This is a genomic window from Rhodoferax sp. (genome assembly GCF_018063565.1).
In the GTDB taxonomy this organism is placed as follows: domain Bacteria; phylum Pseudomonadota; class Gammaproteobacteria; order Burkholderiales; family Burkholderiaceae_C; genus Rhodoferax.
Genome location: NZ_JAGPBB010000090.1, coordinates 1 through 13511 on the forward strand (window position 1 = coordinate 1; position 13511 = coordinate 13511).

12 protein-coding genes are annotated in these 13511 nt (G+C 59.3%); 8 read left to right on the top strand and 4 right to left on the bottom strand.

The window, feature by feature from the left end:
* On the bottom strand, nucleotides 1-2407 hold a 2407-nt coding region (locus KBF66_RS16110; RefSeq protein ID WP_296659503.1), incomplete at its 3' end, for a molybdopterin-dependent oxidoreductase.
* A gap of 404 nt (nucleotides 2408-2811) precedes the next feature.
* Here KBF66_RS16110 and KBF66_RS16115 point away from each other — a divergent pair.
* The 5 genes from KBF66_RS16115 (at nucleotide 2812) to argG (ending at nucleotide 8266) form a co-directional block, all read left to right on the top strand.
* Entirely contained in the window at nucleotides 2812-3666 is an 855-nt protein-coding gene (locus tag KBF66_RS16115) for a PhnD/SsuA/transferrin family substrate-binding protein (protein WP_296659507.1), read from the top strand.
* Complete coding sequence (locus KBF66_RS16120) at nucleotides 3666-5138, top strand: HAMP domain-containing sensor histidine kinase (RefSeq protein ID WP_296659511.1); 1473 nt, start codon at nucleotides 3666-3668, stop codon at nucleotides 5136-5138. The genes KBF66_RS16115 and KBF66_RS16120 overlap by 1 nt, the downstream gene beginning before the upstream one ends.
* The gene (locus tag KBF66_RS16125) at nucleotides 5104-6447 is read left to right on the top strand and encodes a sigma-54 dependent transcriptional regulator (RefSeq protein WP_296659517.1); all 1344 of its coding nucleotides are present in this window, start codon (nucleotides 5104-5106) and stop codon (nucleotides 6445-6447) included. The genes KBF66_RS16120 and KBF66_RS16125 overlap by 35 nt, the downstream gene beginning before the upstream one ends.
* Before the next feature lie 90 nt (nucleotides 6448-6537).
* Entirely contained in the window at nucleotides 6538-6855 is a 318-nt protein-coding gene (locus KBF66_RS16130; protein WP_296659521.1) for a pyrimidine/purine nucleoside phosphorylase, read from the top strand.
* A 67-nt stretch (nucleotides 6856-6922) separates the two neighbouring features.
* Complete coding sequence (gene argG / locus KBF66_RS16135; RefSeq protein WP_296659526.1) at nucleotides 6923-8266, top strand: argininosuccinate synthase; 1344 nt, start codon at nucleotides 6923-6925, stop codon at nucleotides 8264-8266.
* On the opposite strand, the gene KBF66_RS16140 is transcribed toward argG, so the two are convergent.
* Nucleotides 8253-8702 (bottom strand): hypothetical protein, encoded by a 450-nt coding sequence (locus KBF66_RS16140; RefSeq protein WP_296659530.1) that lies wholly within the window; start codon nucleotides 8700-8702, stop codon nucleotides 8253-8255. The genes argG and KBF66_RS16140 overlap by 14 nt on opposite strands.
* Before the next feature lie 58 nt (nucleotides 8703-8760).
* Between KBF66_RS16140 and aqpZ the strand changes: the two genes are divergently transcribed.
* The 3 genes from aqpZ to KBF66_RS16155 all read left to right on the top strand — a co-directional run bounded on the left by aqpZ (nucleotide 8761) and on the right by KBF66_RS16155 (nucleotide 10592).
* Nucleotides 8761-9459, top strand: coding sequence for an aquaporin Z (gene aqpZ, locus KBF66_RS16145; protein WP_296659533.1), 699 nt, complete (start codon nucleotides 8761-8763; stop codon nucleotides 9457-9459).
* A gap of 82 nt (nucleotides 9460-9541) precedes the next feature.
* On the top strand, nucleotides 9542-10186 hold the full coding sequence (locus tag KBF66_RS16150; RefSeq protein WP_296659537.1) for a lysozyme inhibitor LprI family protein: 645 nt from the start codon (nucleotides 9542-9544) through the stop codon (nucleotides 10184-10186).
* A 91-nt stretch (nucleotides 10187-10277) separates the two neighbouring features.
* Nucleotides 10278-10592 (top strand): hypothetical protein, encoded by a 315-nt coding sequence (locus KBF66_RS16155; protein ID WP_296659539.1) that lies wholly within the window; start codon nucleotides 10278-10280, stop codon nucleotides 10590-10592.
* A 111-nt stretch (nucleotides 10593-10703) separates the two neighbouring features.
* Here the strand turns inward: KBF66_RS16155 and KBF66_RS16160 are convergent, their stop codons facing one another.
* Complete coding sequence (locus KBF66_RS16160) at nucleotides 10704-11543, bottom strand: CPBP family intramembrane glutamic endopeptidase (protein WP_296659542.1); 840 nt, start codon at nucleotides 11541-11543, stop codon at nucleotides 10704-10706.
* Between the two features lie 60 nt (nucleotides 11544-11603).
* A partial coding sequence (locus KBF66_RS16165) for a M13 family metallopeptidase (protein ID WP_296659545.1) occupies nucleotides 11604-13511 on the bottom strand: 1908 nt, incomplete at its 5' end.

The following is a 13511-nucleotide window of genomic DNA, read 5'->3' on the forward strand; positions in this document are numbered from 1 at the left end:
CCCAGTGTCCCTGGCCAAAACATTTGGCCACTGTGCCCGGGCGCACGCCTTCCCACAGCTTGAGCTGGCAGCCAATGGTGCCGGCCATCGAGGTGATTTTGACGCTGTCGCCATCTTTGAGGCCCAGTCTAGCCCCATCACTGGGGTTCATCTTGACCACATCGCCCCAGCTCACGTCGCCCGGATCGACTTTTTTGAACTCCTGATACCAGGTGACGTTGGCCGAGCGACCTTCGCGGTTCAGTCGCGATTTATGGTCGATAAAGGTGAACGGGTAGTCCGCCACACTGCCGTGACGTTTTGGCGGCTCATAGTGCGGCACGAAGGCCAGGTCACCACGCGCCACATACCCGCTAACCGTCATGATGTCGTCGGTGGTGGTCTCGTATTTCTTGGCGTGCTCCAGCAGGCCCTTCTTGAGGGTTTCGCTGTAGAACTCAAACTTCTTGGTGACAGTGCCAAACTTGCCGCCCCAGCCCTTTTTAAGGGTGTATTTGGGGCCACTGAACATGCCCTTGGCCTTGAACTCAGCCCAGCCCTTGATGGGTGCATCGCCTTTGAGGGGCTCTTTGGGCATCCACAAGGTGGCGCTACTGATCTTGGCCGCAATTTCGCTGAACTCCAAGGCGGTGGTGGGCAGCTTGCCGGTCTCGGGATCTTTAAACTCCTGCGAGTAGTAGTCAAACAGGTTGGGGAAACCTTTGGCTTTGAGTTTCTCGGCCAGCAACCACATGACTTCGGTTTCTTCCTGCTTCACATCCCACAACCGCCTGACCGCACCTTGCTGGATGGAGGCGTAGCCGTAGCCGTTGCCCATGTTCGACACAATCGACCAGCCCTCGGCCGAATTGAAGGTCGATGGCAGCACGATGTCGGCAAACTGGGTCATCTCGGAGGCATTGGGCACCATGTGCACAAAGAACGGGATTTGGGCCATGGCTTTGTCCCAACGACCCGCACCTGTGGCTGAGAAATTGAAGTTTGACCAGGACGACAAGAACACCTTGACGGCGCCTGGGTCTTTCAGCAAGCCATTGGCGACGTTATTGGTCACCACACCGCTGCCGGGCACGGCGTTCATCATGGCGGGCATGTCTTTGGCTCCACGGCCATCGAGTTTCTTGCCTTTGCTACCCGCTTTGGCGACATCATCGACGTATTTGTCCATGCTGGGGAACTTGGCCAGAGGTACGCTACTGCTCTGCCACACACCACCTTCGGCATCAATGGAGCCTAGCAAACCATTGAGCGCATGAACCGCCATGGCGGCGTAAGTGCCGCGCGGTGTCATGGCAACACCTGGCCCCATCCAGACGGTGGTTTTAGAGCCGGCTTTACCCATGGCACGCGCTACCCGCAGAATCTGGTCGGCAGGAATCAGTGTTTCTTTTTCAGCCCAGGCGGGGGTTTTGTCCTTGAGCTCCAGATTCCACCATTTGACGACACCGTTGGTTTCTTTCTCTGCGAAAGCCGCTTCATCCACCAACTTGCCCGTCACAAACAGGTTCTTGCCATCTTTGAAGTCCCCGACAAACTCCTTGCCCCATTGCCCCTCGGTCAGAATCACATGGGCGATGGCGCTGGCCAGTGCACCGTCGGTGCCGGGGTTGATGGGCAACCACTCATGCGCTTTGGCGGCGATGGTGGACATGCGTGGGTCAACGGCAATCACCGTGCCGCGTTTGACGATGCCGGGGAAGTGGTGCATGGTGTTGGGCACCATGCGGTTGGAGCTTAGCGGGTCGCAGCCCCAAGCCACCAGGCAGTTGGTGTTGCCAAGGTCGTAGTCTCGGTAGCCAAAAAAGCCTTGCGTCAGGCCTGGACCCATTTTTTCAGCCTCAGCACACAGTGCACTGTGCGAGAAATACTGACCCGTGCCCCATACTTTGGGCAGCGTGCCGTAGAGCAACTCTGTGGAGGTCGATGAATAGCGTCCGCGCATGTACATCAACTTGCCGGGCTCACCTGCCTTGCGCAGTTCCATCATCTTGTCGGCCACCGTGTTGAGAGCCTCGTCCCAGGAGATCGGGACAAACTTGGGATCAACACCCCGGCCTTTGAGCGGGTTGGTGCGTTTCATCGGCGTTTTGATGCGGTCAGGGTCATACATCTGCTGTGGAATCAGATGCCCGCGTGGGCAGCAATAACCATGATTGGTCTTGGACAGCGGGTTGCCACGCACCCGGGTCGCGCGACCGTCTTGCACAAAAATCTGAACCGCACACCACTGAGTGCAGCCCTGGCAGGTGCTGGCCACCCAGTTGCCCACGGCTGGGCTACTGGGTTTGGCTTTGCGCGGGATCAGTGAACTGTGCAACGGCCCCGTCATCATGCCCGCACATCCTGTCATCAGCGCCCCGGCAGAGATGCCCGTGGCCATGATAAATACCCGTCTTGTCAGCTTCATAAAACGCTCCTGAATTGGTGTTCGACAGGTTTCTTGCGCAAGCTTCATGCCATTGGAATGACATCCTGACGGGGACATGTCTGATGGGGCTGGCAGAAGACCAAACTCCGGGTGTCACCCATTGGGGAAACGGACTGAAACTTGGTGCCAGTCGCCCTAGTCTCACGGTGCTGATGGACCTCACTTGACACTTGAAACGGGTTACCACCTGGTAACCTCATTGGCTGCGAGGCTGGACTTTCGAATCATCGAACGCTTGCTCGCTAAAATTTTGATCTATCGCAAGTGCAATCTGCCGGGTGACGCGCACCTGTGTTTTGGCAAAGAATCTGTGACGTTACCGACTGGTAACCTCACAAAGTGGTTTGTGAGCCGATGTCACCACTTGGTAACCAGGAAACAGGATGTCCAAACTCTTCAAACAGGTGTTTTGCGCGATTTGCCTTGCAGCGCTGTGCGCGACAGGTATGGCAAACCCACCGGCAAGGCCGATCCGTTTTGCCATGACACCTGCCTTTCTGCACGACCAGCATGCCCTGTTGGCACAGTGGCGGGTTTACCTTGAAACGCGCCTGAAGCAGCCCGTGGAGTTTGTGCAGCGCGACCGCTACCGCGACACCATGGACCTGCTGCAACAGCAAAAGGTCGAGTTTGCGTGGATTTGTGACTATCCGTTCATCATGCTCAAGAATGACGTTCGACTGATGTCGGTGGCCATCAACGGCAGCAGCCCAACCTACCGCTCTTACCTGATTGTTCCGGCGCGCGACGCTACAACCCGGAGTGTGATGGATCTCAAAGACGGTGTGTTTGCCTATGCCGACCCCTACTCCAACACCGGCTACCTGGTACCGCGCTATGAAATCAAGCGCCAGGGTGCCGACCCCGCGACATTTTTCAAGCGCACTTTTTTCACCTGGTCGCACCGCAAAGCGATTGATGCGGTGGCCGCCGGTCTTGCCCAAGGGGCGGCGGTGGACAGCTTTGTGTGGGACTCATTGGCCAAGGTGCGCCCGGACATCACTGGCAAGACCCGCATTGCCTGGCAATCTGAAGATTACGGGTTTCCGCCCATCGTGGCGCAGAATCAGGTCAGCGGCGCTGATTTCAAACGCATGCAAGCCGTGTTGCTGGGCATGACCACCGAGCCCGAGGGCCGCGCACTGCTGGCGCGCCTCAACCTGAACGGATTTATTGCCGGCTCCCCCAAACTTTATGACAGTGTGTCAGACATGATGACGGCCTTTGGCGAGCCCTGATGCGCCTGTTTGACCTGAGTCTGCGTTTCAAGATGCCGCTGTGGGGCGGCGGGCTGATTCTGGCCACCGCGCTGGCGCTGTCCACCTCGTTTGTGCTGCAAACCTGGGACACCCTGCATCAGGAAATTCAAAAGAATGCACAGGACCTGGGTCGATCCATTGCCCATTCGCTGTTTCCGGTGATGCTGCATGACGATGTGTGGCAAGCTTATGAACTCGTGTCCCGGCCTTTTGCCACGCCCCAAAACACGGCACTGGCCGAAAGTCTGATGGTGCTCGACAGTGCGGCCAAGGTCTATGTGTCGTCGCGGCCCGAAGAACACCCAGTGCTAAGTTCCCTGGCCTCGCTGGGCGAAGAGTTCCAGGCGCTTGACAGTGTATTCCCACGCAGCGCGGATGCTGATGTGTTTGTGCTCGAAGCCCCGGGCGCTGACCATATCTATGTGACTGTTCCAATTGTCAGCGACGGGGTACGCCTGGGCACATTGATCGTGACCTACAACAAATCTCTGATCTCCGAGCGCTTTACCCAGTTGCTGGAAAACGCGCTGTGGATCACGCTGGCCGTGCTGGCGGTGTTGCTGCCGGTGACAGCCTACTGGGGCCAGCGCATGATGCAACCGATGCGTCTGATTACCGAGCGCATCAGCGGAATCGGACGAGGTGACCTGGAGGGCCTTGACGCCAGGCTTTACCCTTACCAGGACGAGGTGGGCCAGCTTTTTCTGGCTTACGAGGGCATGCGTACCAAACTGCTGGAAAAGGCTGAGCTGGAAAGGCAGATGCTCACCACCGACCGCCTGGCCGCCCTGGGTCGGCTCACGGCCAGCATTGCCCACGAAATCAACAACCCGCTGGGCGGCATGCTCAACTCCATCAGCACTCTCAAGAAACACGGCAGCCCCGACCCGGTCACGCAAAAGACGGTGTCACTGCTGGAGCGCGGCTTGACCCAGATCCGTGAAACCGTGGCTGCGCTGCTGGTCGAGGCCAAGGTCAAAAGTCGGCCTCTGGCCCAGTCTGACCTGGACGACGTGCGGGTGCTGGTGTCACACGCCGCGAAAAAGCTGGCAACCCAGATCACCTGGAAGCCCGAGATTCCGGAATCGCTGGCGCTACCGTCCACCCTGGTGCGCCAGGTGTTGATGAACCTGCTGCTTAACGCCATCTCGGCAGCCGGTCAGGGGGGGCAGGTGACTCTGCGGGCGGAGATCAATGGCCAGCATTTGCTGCTGACTGTTGAGAACACCGGCAAACCCTTGTCACCCGAGCAGCTGGCGCACCTGTTTGAACCCTTCACCCCCTTCTCAGAAAACGGCAATGGTCTGGGCTTGTGGATTTGTTACCAGATCGCCACCCAACTCGGCGGTACGATCCGGGCTGAATCCACACCGGCGCAGACCCGGTTTACCGTCAATCTGCCCATAGACTTGCCCCATGCTGCCAACGCCCCGCAAAATTTGCCTGATTGAAGACGACGCGCTAATGGGCGAGTCGCTGGCCGACCGCTTCGAGCTCGAAGGTCTGGCGTTTGACTGGCACCGCACCGGTGCCACCGCCCTGACAGCGCTGCGCCAACACGACTACGCGCTGGTCATCAGCGACATCCGACTGCCCGACCTCAGCGGCGACGCATTGTTTGAACAACTGCTGGCCCAGCAGCACAGCCTGCCACCGTTCATTTTTATCACTGGCCATGGCGACCTGGAGACCGCGGTGCGTCTGCTCAAGAATGGCGCGCAGGACTACATCACCAAGCCGTTTGATCTGGATGTTTTGATTGACAAAATTCAGGCCATGGCAACCCCTGATGTCCCCTCGGGCCCGGGCGGACTGGGCCAGTCACCGGCCATGCGCCAGATCGAGGCGATGCTGACCCGCCTGGCCAGCAGTGCCGCGTCGGTGCTGATCACCGGGGAGTCGGGTGTTGGCAAAGAGCGTGTGGCCAAAGCATTGCACCAATTGACGGGCAGCACTTGCCCCTTCATTGCGGTGAACTGTGGCGCGTTGACCGAGAGCCTGCTGGAAGCCGAGCTGTTTGGCTACGAAAAAGGGGCTTTCACCGGCGCAGCCCGGACCAAAAAGGGCGTGTTTGAGCAGGCCGACGGCGGCACCTTGTTTCTGGACGAGATCGGCGACATGCCGCAAGCCATGCAGGTCAAACTGCTGCGCGCCTTGCAGGAGCGCAGCATTGTGCGGGTGGGCGGCGAGACGCAGATACCAGTGAACATTCGCCTCATTTGCGCCACGCATCAGACCCTGCAAGAGCGGGTAGCCAGTGGCGACTTTCGCGAGGACCTGTATTACCGCATCAACGTGGTTGAGCTGCGCATTCCGCCGCTGCGCGAGCGCCCCGAAGACATTTTGCCAATCGCCCGAAGCCTGTTGACCGAAATTTCAACCGCTGGTGGCAAACCACCGCCCAGCCTGACGCATTCCGCCGAACACGCTCTTCAGACCTATCGGTGGCCAGGCAATATTCGCGAGCTGAAAAACGCGCTGGAACGATCTTGCTTGATGTGCGATGGACGCGCCATCTCTCATGACCTGCTGTTTGAGCGACCAGCCCCGCAATTGGGTGCCGCACAAGACATGGCAGGCAGTCTGCGTGACTATCTGCTGGAATGTGAACGTGATTTCATTGTGCGGGCGCTTGACACCTTCGGCTGGCAGATTCAGACCTGTGCCGACTCGCTGGGCATCAGCCGCAAAAACCTGTGGGAAAAAATGCGCAAACTGGGCATCGACAAGGCCGCGAACGATCGCCTGATGTCGACTTGAGCGCCAGAAAATGCGGTGGCGACCTTCTGTCGCCCTCATTTGTCGGCTCCCCTAAAATTCAAACAATTCAATCTACTCTCAGACCACCTCATGCCTACCACCCAATTTGACAATGTCACCGTCGCCGCCCAGGCCAGCGTTTACTTTGATGGCAAATGCATCAGCCACGGCATTACCCTGGCCGATGGCACCAAGAAATCGGTCGGCGTGGTGTTGCCCGCCAGCCTGACGTTCAACACCGGCGCGCCTGAGATCATGGAATGCGTAGCTGGTGGCTGCGAGTACAAACTCAAGGGATCAGAGACCTGGCTGTCCTGCGGCCCTGGCGACAAGTTCAGCATTCCCGGCAATTCGAGCTTTGATATCCGGGTCACTGAGCCCTACCACTACATCTGCCACTTCGGTTGATCCCCTCGATTTTTCTTGTTTTTCATAGCTGCTTGCGCAAGCGCAGTAAGCGCTAGAGGTCATTTTCATGTCAAACACCATTCTTCAGAACATTCCCGTCGGCCAGAAGGTCGGCATCGCTTTCTCGGGCGGCCTTGACACCAGCGCCGCGCTGCACTGGATGAAACTCAAGGGCGCCCTGCCCTACGCCTACACCGCCAACCTCGGCCAGCCCGATGAAAGCGATTACGACGACATTCCGCGCAAGGCGATGGAATATGGGGCCGAGAAGGCCCGCCTGATCGACTGCCGCCAGCAACTTGCGGCCGAGGGCCTGGCTGCCCTGCAAAGCGGTGCCTTCCACATCAGCACCGCCGGCGTGACCTACTTCAACACCACACCGCTGGGTCGCGCTGTGACCGGCACCATGCTGGTGGCGGCGATGAAAGAGGACGACGTCAACATCTGGGGCGACGGCAGCACCTTCAAGGGCAACGACATTGAGCGTTTTTACCGCTACGGTCTGCTGACCAACCCGGCGCTCAAAATCTACAAACCCTGGCTGGATCAGGCGTTTATTGACGAACTCGGGGGCCGCGCTGAAATGTCTGCGTTCATGACGGCACACGGTTTTGGCTACAAGATGAGCGCCGAAAAAGCCTACAGCACCGACAGCAATATGCTCGGTGCCACCCACGAAGCCAAAGACCTGGAACACTTGAACAGCGGCATCCGAATCGTCAACCCGATCATGGGCGTGCCGTTCTGGCGCGATGACTGCGTTGTCAAAGCCGAGGAGGTGAGCGTGCGCTTTGAAGAGGGCCGCCCTGTGGCGCTCAATGGCGTTGAGTACCCCGACTTGGTGAGCCTGTTTTTAGAGGCCAACCGTATCGGCGGCCGTCATGGCCTGGGCATGAGCGACCAGATCGAGAACCGCATCATCGAAGCCAAAAGCCGCGGCATCTACGAAGCCCCAGGGCTGGCCCTGCTGTTCATCGCCTACGAGCGGCTGGTGACAGGCATTCACAACGAAGACACCATCGAGCAGTACCGCGACAGTGGCCGCAAACTGGGTCGCCTGCTGTACCAGGGCCGCTGGTTTGACAGCCAGGCCATCATGCTGCGTGAAACCGCGCAACGCTGGGTGGCCAGCGCCGTCACGGGTACCGTGACCCTCGAACTCCGCCGTGGCAACGACTACTCACTGCTCAATACCGAGAGCCCAAACCTGACCTACGCGCCCGAGCGCCTGAGCATGGAAAAGGTCGAAGACGCACCTTTCAGTCCGCTCGACCGCATCGGCCAGCTCACCATGCGCAACCTGGACATCACCGACACCCGGGCCAAACTGGGGATATATGCCAAGAGCGGGCTGCTGGCGCTGGGCAACGGTGGCGACTTCATGCGCCTGAGTGAGGTCAAGAACAAGTAACGCGACGGCGGCAACGCGCCTGCTGGCAAGAAGTGCACCCTTTGTCCGGTGGGCGCCTTGCCCTTGCAAGCAAGACCCTGGTCATGGTTGCTGGCCAGCCATAACGACAACCGCACCGGTTCATTTCCGGTGCCCGGAACCCGCGCGTGGCGTGCAGACGGTTGGTCGGCAGCCGGTACGGGTCCCGCCACACGGCATTCCAGCGCGACCACGCCATAAATACCAGCAGCAGGGCACTGCCCGCGATAAGCGGGAACAAGGCCGAGTGCAGTGCGTTGGCGGCACTGGCGAACCAGTCCTGGTAGTCAATTCCACTGGCCTGGGCCATGCCGTAAAAAACAGCCATATAGGCAATCAGGCACACGCTGGCAACTGCAACATTTGGGCGAACCCGTGGCACTGACACCCGGGACAGAATCTCGTGCGGCTCGGTCATGTTCAGTTCTTGGGTTTATGGAAGAATCCGGCTTTCGATTATCCCGGCGTGAAAAGACATGGCAAGCAATACAAGAAAGTGGGCAGCGGAATTCATCGGCACCTTTTGGCTGACCTTTGGCGGCTGCGGCAGCGCGGTGTTAGCGGCCGCATTCCCTGGCGTGGGCATCGGGCTGCTGGGCGTCTCTATGGCGTTCGGGCTGACCGTTGTGACTGGTGCCTACGCGTTGGGACCGATTTCTGGCGGGCACTTCAATCCGGCGGTCTCCGTGGGTTTGGTGGTTGGCAAGCGCTTTGAGGCCGCAGCGTTGCCTGGTTACTTCGTGTCGCAAGTGCTGGGTGCCATTGCAGCGGCTGCTGTCCTGTACCTGATCGTCTCGGGCAAAGCGGACTTCGCAGGCGTGGGTGGCTTTGCCAGCAATGGTTATGGTGCCAACTCGCCCGGGCATTTCAGTCTGCTGGCGGTGCTGGTTTGCGAGGTGGTCATGACGGCCATTTTCCTGATCGTCATCCTGGGTGCCACGGCCAAGCGGGCCGCAGGTGGCTTTGGCGGCCTGGCCATCGGACTGTGTCTGGCGCTGATCCATCTGGTGTCGATCCCAGTTTCCAACACCTCCGTGAACCCCGCCCGTAGTACCGGGCCTGCGTTATTCGCGCAGACGGGTGCCATCGGTGATTTGTGGCTATTTTGGCTTTCACCCCTTGCAGGTTCAGTGCTCGGTGCTACGATTTATAACGTTTTTTTGGCTGATGATTAAAGTCAAGACCCATGGCAATCGCCAGTTTGGCAGCGGTATGAGGTCATTTTTCTCAAGCCCTTAACCTGCAAAAGACTCCGGAATGAAGATCAAACCATCCATCGCCAAGACGCTCCTGGCCTGCGCGACCGTGTTGCCTGCCGCCGTTCTGGCGCAAGGCCCTACCTTTGACTGCGCCAAAGCGAAAAGCGAGGTGGAGAAACTGATCTGCGGTGACGCATCGCTGACCACACTTGACCGCAAGCTTGCTGACGCCTTTAAAGCGGCCTCCGCGAAGGCGAAGGGCAAACTGGCGACGCAGCTGCGCACTGAGCAGCGCGGCTGGGTCAAGGGCCGCAACGACTGCTGGAAAGCCAATGGCCAACCAACCTGGATCACCGCGACCTGGACCGTCGATACCGTCAAAGCCTGCGTTGACGCCCAGTACCGCCTGCGCACCTCGGAGCTGCAAGCGGTCTGGCAACTGATGCCGCCAAAAACTATCTCCTATGGCTGCCAGAACAACCCGGCCAACGAAGTGGTGGCGAGCTTCTTTGACACCGACCCTGCCACCCTTCGCCTGGAACGCGGTGACCGTACCATGACCATGTGGCGCGTCGGTGCCGCCAGCGAAGGGAAGTTTGAGGGGCAGAACATCAGCCTGGTCCAGACCGGTACCGAGTTGAAAGTGAGCCGTCTCGACACCAACACCGGCAAGACTGAAGAGTTGCAGTGCAAGGGCAAATAGACCCAAGCGTGACCCCTCACAATGTTGGATCGACAGAGTGGATCAATGTCAATCGGCATGAACACCCCTGACAACGCATGCAGGTACTCCGTTGGATTCTGCTCATCCCGCCGTGGACTTGGATCGGGGTATCTGCAACAACCGCACCCTCGGGATGATCCTTGAGGCAATCAAGCATGGTGGGGCGGCATTGACGGTCGTCTTGGTTGCGGGTGTGGTGGTTATCGTTGCGCCCTCGCATAAACGGCAGCTGCTATGGGGTGCACTCGCTCTGCAACTGCTTCTTGATGCCTGTTTTGGCTATGCTGGCAGTGCCTGGTCTCTGTTCGCCGCGGCGCTGTTGGGTGGGCTACTCGTGACCTCCGTTATCCTGGTTTTCCCTGAGGAGCGGAACCCTGCCGCTTGAGGATGCACATCCGGGAAAGGACTTTTCAATAGGAAAGCAGCCAACATCATCAACCTGATCGCTGGCAGACAATTCGGTCACACTTTGAACATCCTCGGTTCCGCAGGCGATTCAGTTGGTGTGCTTCCACAGAGGCGGCATGACATTTCCACGTCTGACGGCCATCAGCAGCAATGCCACGCCAGCAGCAGTGCCCATCAGGAGTGCAACCATGGACGCTTCCAGGCCAAAGCTGCCCCCGGTCAGCCAATCCGATCCTTGTACGCTTGCCTTGATCAGTCCTTGGCCCGTGTCATTGCCCGATACGTTGCCCGAAAAGATGCCCGACTGGGTGAAGTTCCAGGCGAAGTGAAAACCGATGCTCATCCACAGACGGCGGGTGACCATGTACGCGCCTGCCAGCAGCAAGCCGGCCTCGACACTGATGGACAGGGCGCCAATCACCGTGGCGTTATCGTTGTGCAAATGGGCGATGCCAAACACAAGAGACGACACCAGCAACGAGATCCAACTGCCCAGCGACTCCTCGACCACCCGAAACAAGACGCCGCGGTACACCAGCTCCTCAAAAACGCCAGAGCCCAGAGCCATGCTGACAGCCGGGAGCATGAATGACCACGGGTTGAGTCCAATGATCTGGTAGTTGCCCAGCAGCATCAGGATCAGCACGCACAGGGTGTAAAGAACCGCGCCTACCAACAGACCAAGGCCCAGCTCACGCCCCATGCCGGGCAGGGAAAGCTCACTGACCGGCCGCCTTTCAACAAAACGCACGAAGGCGGTGTAAACCGCCAGGCCAAGAGCGGACATGGCCGCCACCGCCGCCAAAGCCAACCAGGGCGCAGATGCAAACTGCGCCCTGAAACCGTTCTTGACCCCCAACAAGAAATACAAACCCGCACCCAGCACGACCAGCCGGGTGAGAGGGAATTGCGCGATGCGCAGGAGCAAGCTCGGTTTCGGTTGCAAAGTTGCCATCACCACTTTTTGACAAGCTTTGACAAGCTATGCCTACCAGATACGTGCGCGTTTGCTCGGCTCCAACCACATCGGATCACCCGGCCTGGTGCCAAACGCTTTGTGAAACGCATCCATGTTGCGCAGCGGCCCAAAGCCACGCAGGAAACCCAGCGCGTGGTAGTCGGTGGCCGCCAGCAGGCGAATGCGCTCGGTGCGTGCCTTGAACGTCCACAGCTGCCCCCAGGCCACAAAGCAGCGCTGGTCGGTGGTCAGGCCGTCCACCTTGGGCAGCTGTTTGCCCTTGAGCGCCCGGTTCAGCGCCGCATGTGCCAAGGTGATGCCGCCCAGGTCTGCGGTGTTCTCGGTCAAGGTCAAACTGCCGCTCTGGACCAGGTCAGGCAGCACTTTGTAGCTATCAAACTGATTAACCAACAGCTGCGTGCGCTGCTTGAACTCATTGCTGGCCTGGGGTGTCCACCAGTTGCGCACGTTGCCAATGGCATCAAAGCGGCTGCCGTTGCTGTCAAATCCGTGGGTCAACTCATGGCCGATGACCGCGCCGATAGTGCAGTAATTCACTGCCATGTCGGCACCTGGCGTGTAGAACGGCGGCTGCACAATGGCTGCGTTGATATCGATGCCGTTGTAGGTCGGGTTGTAGGCCGCGTTCACCGCAATGGGTGTGGTTTTTCCAGGGGTGTTGAAGCGCTCGACCTTGACCGGCAGTGGCAATTTGGCCAACTCACGCTGCAGACTGAAGGCCGCAATGCGTTGGTTGTTGCCCAGATGGTCATCGGCGCGAATGTCAATGCTGCTGAAGTCGATCCAGGTCTTGGGGTAGCCCACTTGGATATCCACGCGCGAGAGCTTTTCCAGCGCCGCCTTGCGCGTGACTTCATCCAGCCAGGGGTTGGTGCGCAGGCGGGTCTCGAACTCCCGGCGAATGTGTCCCACCATTTCGGTCACCTCGCGGCGGGTCGATTCGGGGAAATAGGTTTTCACATAGAGCTGCGACAAGGGGTGGTAAAGCTGCGTGGCAATGGCCTCCACCGTTTGTTCCTCGCGCGGCTCGGAGCGTACGAGTTGGTCGCGCTGGCGTTGGTACTCGTCGGCCATGCTGTACCACGGCTGCCCAAGAAAGCCGTTGCTAGCCGACAGCACCGACCAGTGCAGCAGCGTCTGCAGGTCTTCTTTGGGGCGGGTGCTGATCAGGCGGTTAAGCGTCTTGATGCCTTCCAGGTCGTGAACCTGTATGCGCGATGCGGGGTCGATGCCCTGTTGTTGGAGCAACTCGCCCAGATCCACCGTCGGGATCAGCGCCTGTGCCTCGGCCAGGGTCATGATGTTGTAAGTGCGTGCCGGGTCACGCGCTTGCAAGGGCGTCAAACGAGGTGCCATCAGCTCAGCTTCCATGGCGAGGATGGTTTTGGCGTGACGGGCGGCGAGTTCGTCGCTTTCGCCGCTCTGGCGCAGCATGCGGGTGATGTAGTCGACGTAAAGGTCGCGAATGCGCTGGGCGGCCGGGTCGGTGTACTGGGTTTGTTCCAGTTGGGCGCCACCGGGCATCAGTGCCAACACCATGCGGGTGTTGTCTTTGATGTCGGTGACGGGCCAGGTCAGCACCAGTGGTGCGCCACCTTTTTTCAACTGCTCGGCCGACAGGCGTGCCAGTTCCAGCGGGCTGGAGGCAGTTTGTGCCTGCGCCAGGTCGGCCTTCAAGGGCTCCAGCCCCAGCTGGTCCAGCCGCGTGGTGTTCATCGCGGCGCGGTAGTAGTCGCCCACCTGTTGCTCCGGGCTGCCTTTGGCAAAGCCACCCTGGCCAGCGCGCAGCGTGATGTTGAGCAGCTGGTGCTTCAATGCGGTCTTCAGCAATGCGAAGCCACCAATGTCGGTCTCCGAGTCGGGGATGGTCAGGCTGTTGAGCCAGTTGCCGGTGGCGTAGGCGTAAAAGTCTTTGCG

Bases quoted from the DNA above. Each gene is read 5' to 3' on its own strand.
- KBF66_RS16115 (WP_296659507.1), top strand. From the start codon at position 2,812: ATGTCCAAACTCTTCAAACAGGTGTTTTGCGCGATTTGCCTTGCAGCG.
- KBF66_RS16120 (WP_296659511.1), top strand. From the start codon at position 3,666: ATGCGCCTGTTTGACCTGAGTCTGCGTTTCAAGATGCCGCTGTGGGGC.
- KBF66_RS16125 (WP_296659517.1), top strand. From the start codon at position 5,104: ATGCTGCCAACGCCCCGCAAAATTTGCCTGATTGAAGACGACGCGCTA.
- KBF66_RS16130 (WP_296659521.1), top strand. From the start codon at position 6,538: ATGCCTACCACCCAATTTGACAATGTCACCGTCGCCGCCCAGGCCAGC.
- argG (WP_296659526.1), top strand. From the start codon at position 6,923: ATGTCAAACACCATTCTTCAGAACATTCCCGTCGGCCAGAAGGTCGGC.
- KBF66_RS16140 (WP_296659530.1), bottom strand. From the start codon at position 8,702: ATGACCGAGCCGCACGAGATTCTGTCCCGGGTGTCAGTGCCACGGGTT.
- aqpZ (WP_296659533.1), top strand. From the start codon at position 8,761: ATGGCAAGCAATACAAGAAAGTGGGCAGCGGAATTCATCGGCACCTTT.
- KBF66_RS16150 (WP_296659537.1), top strand. From the start codon at position 9,542: ATGAAGATCAAACCATCCATCGCCAAGACGCTCCTGGCCTGCGCGACC.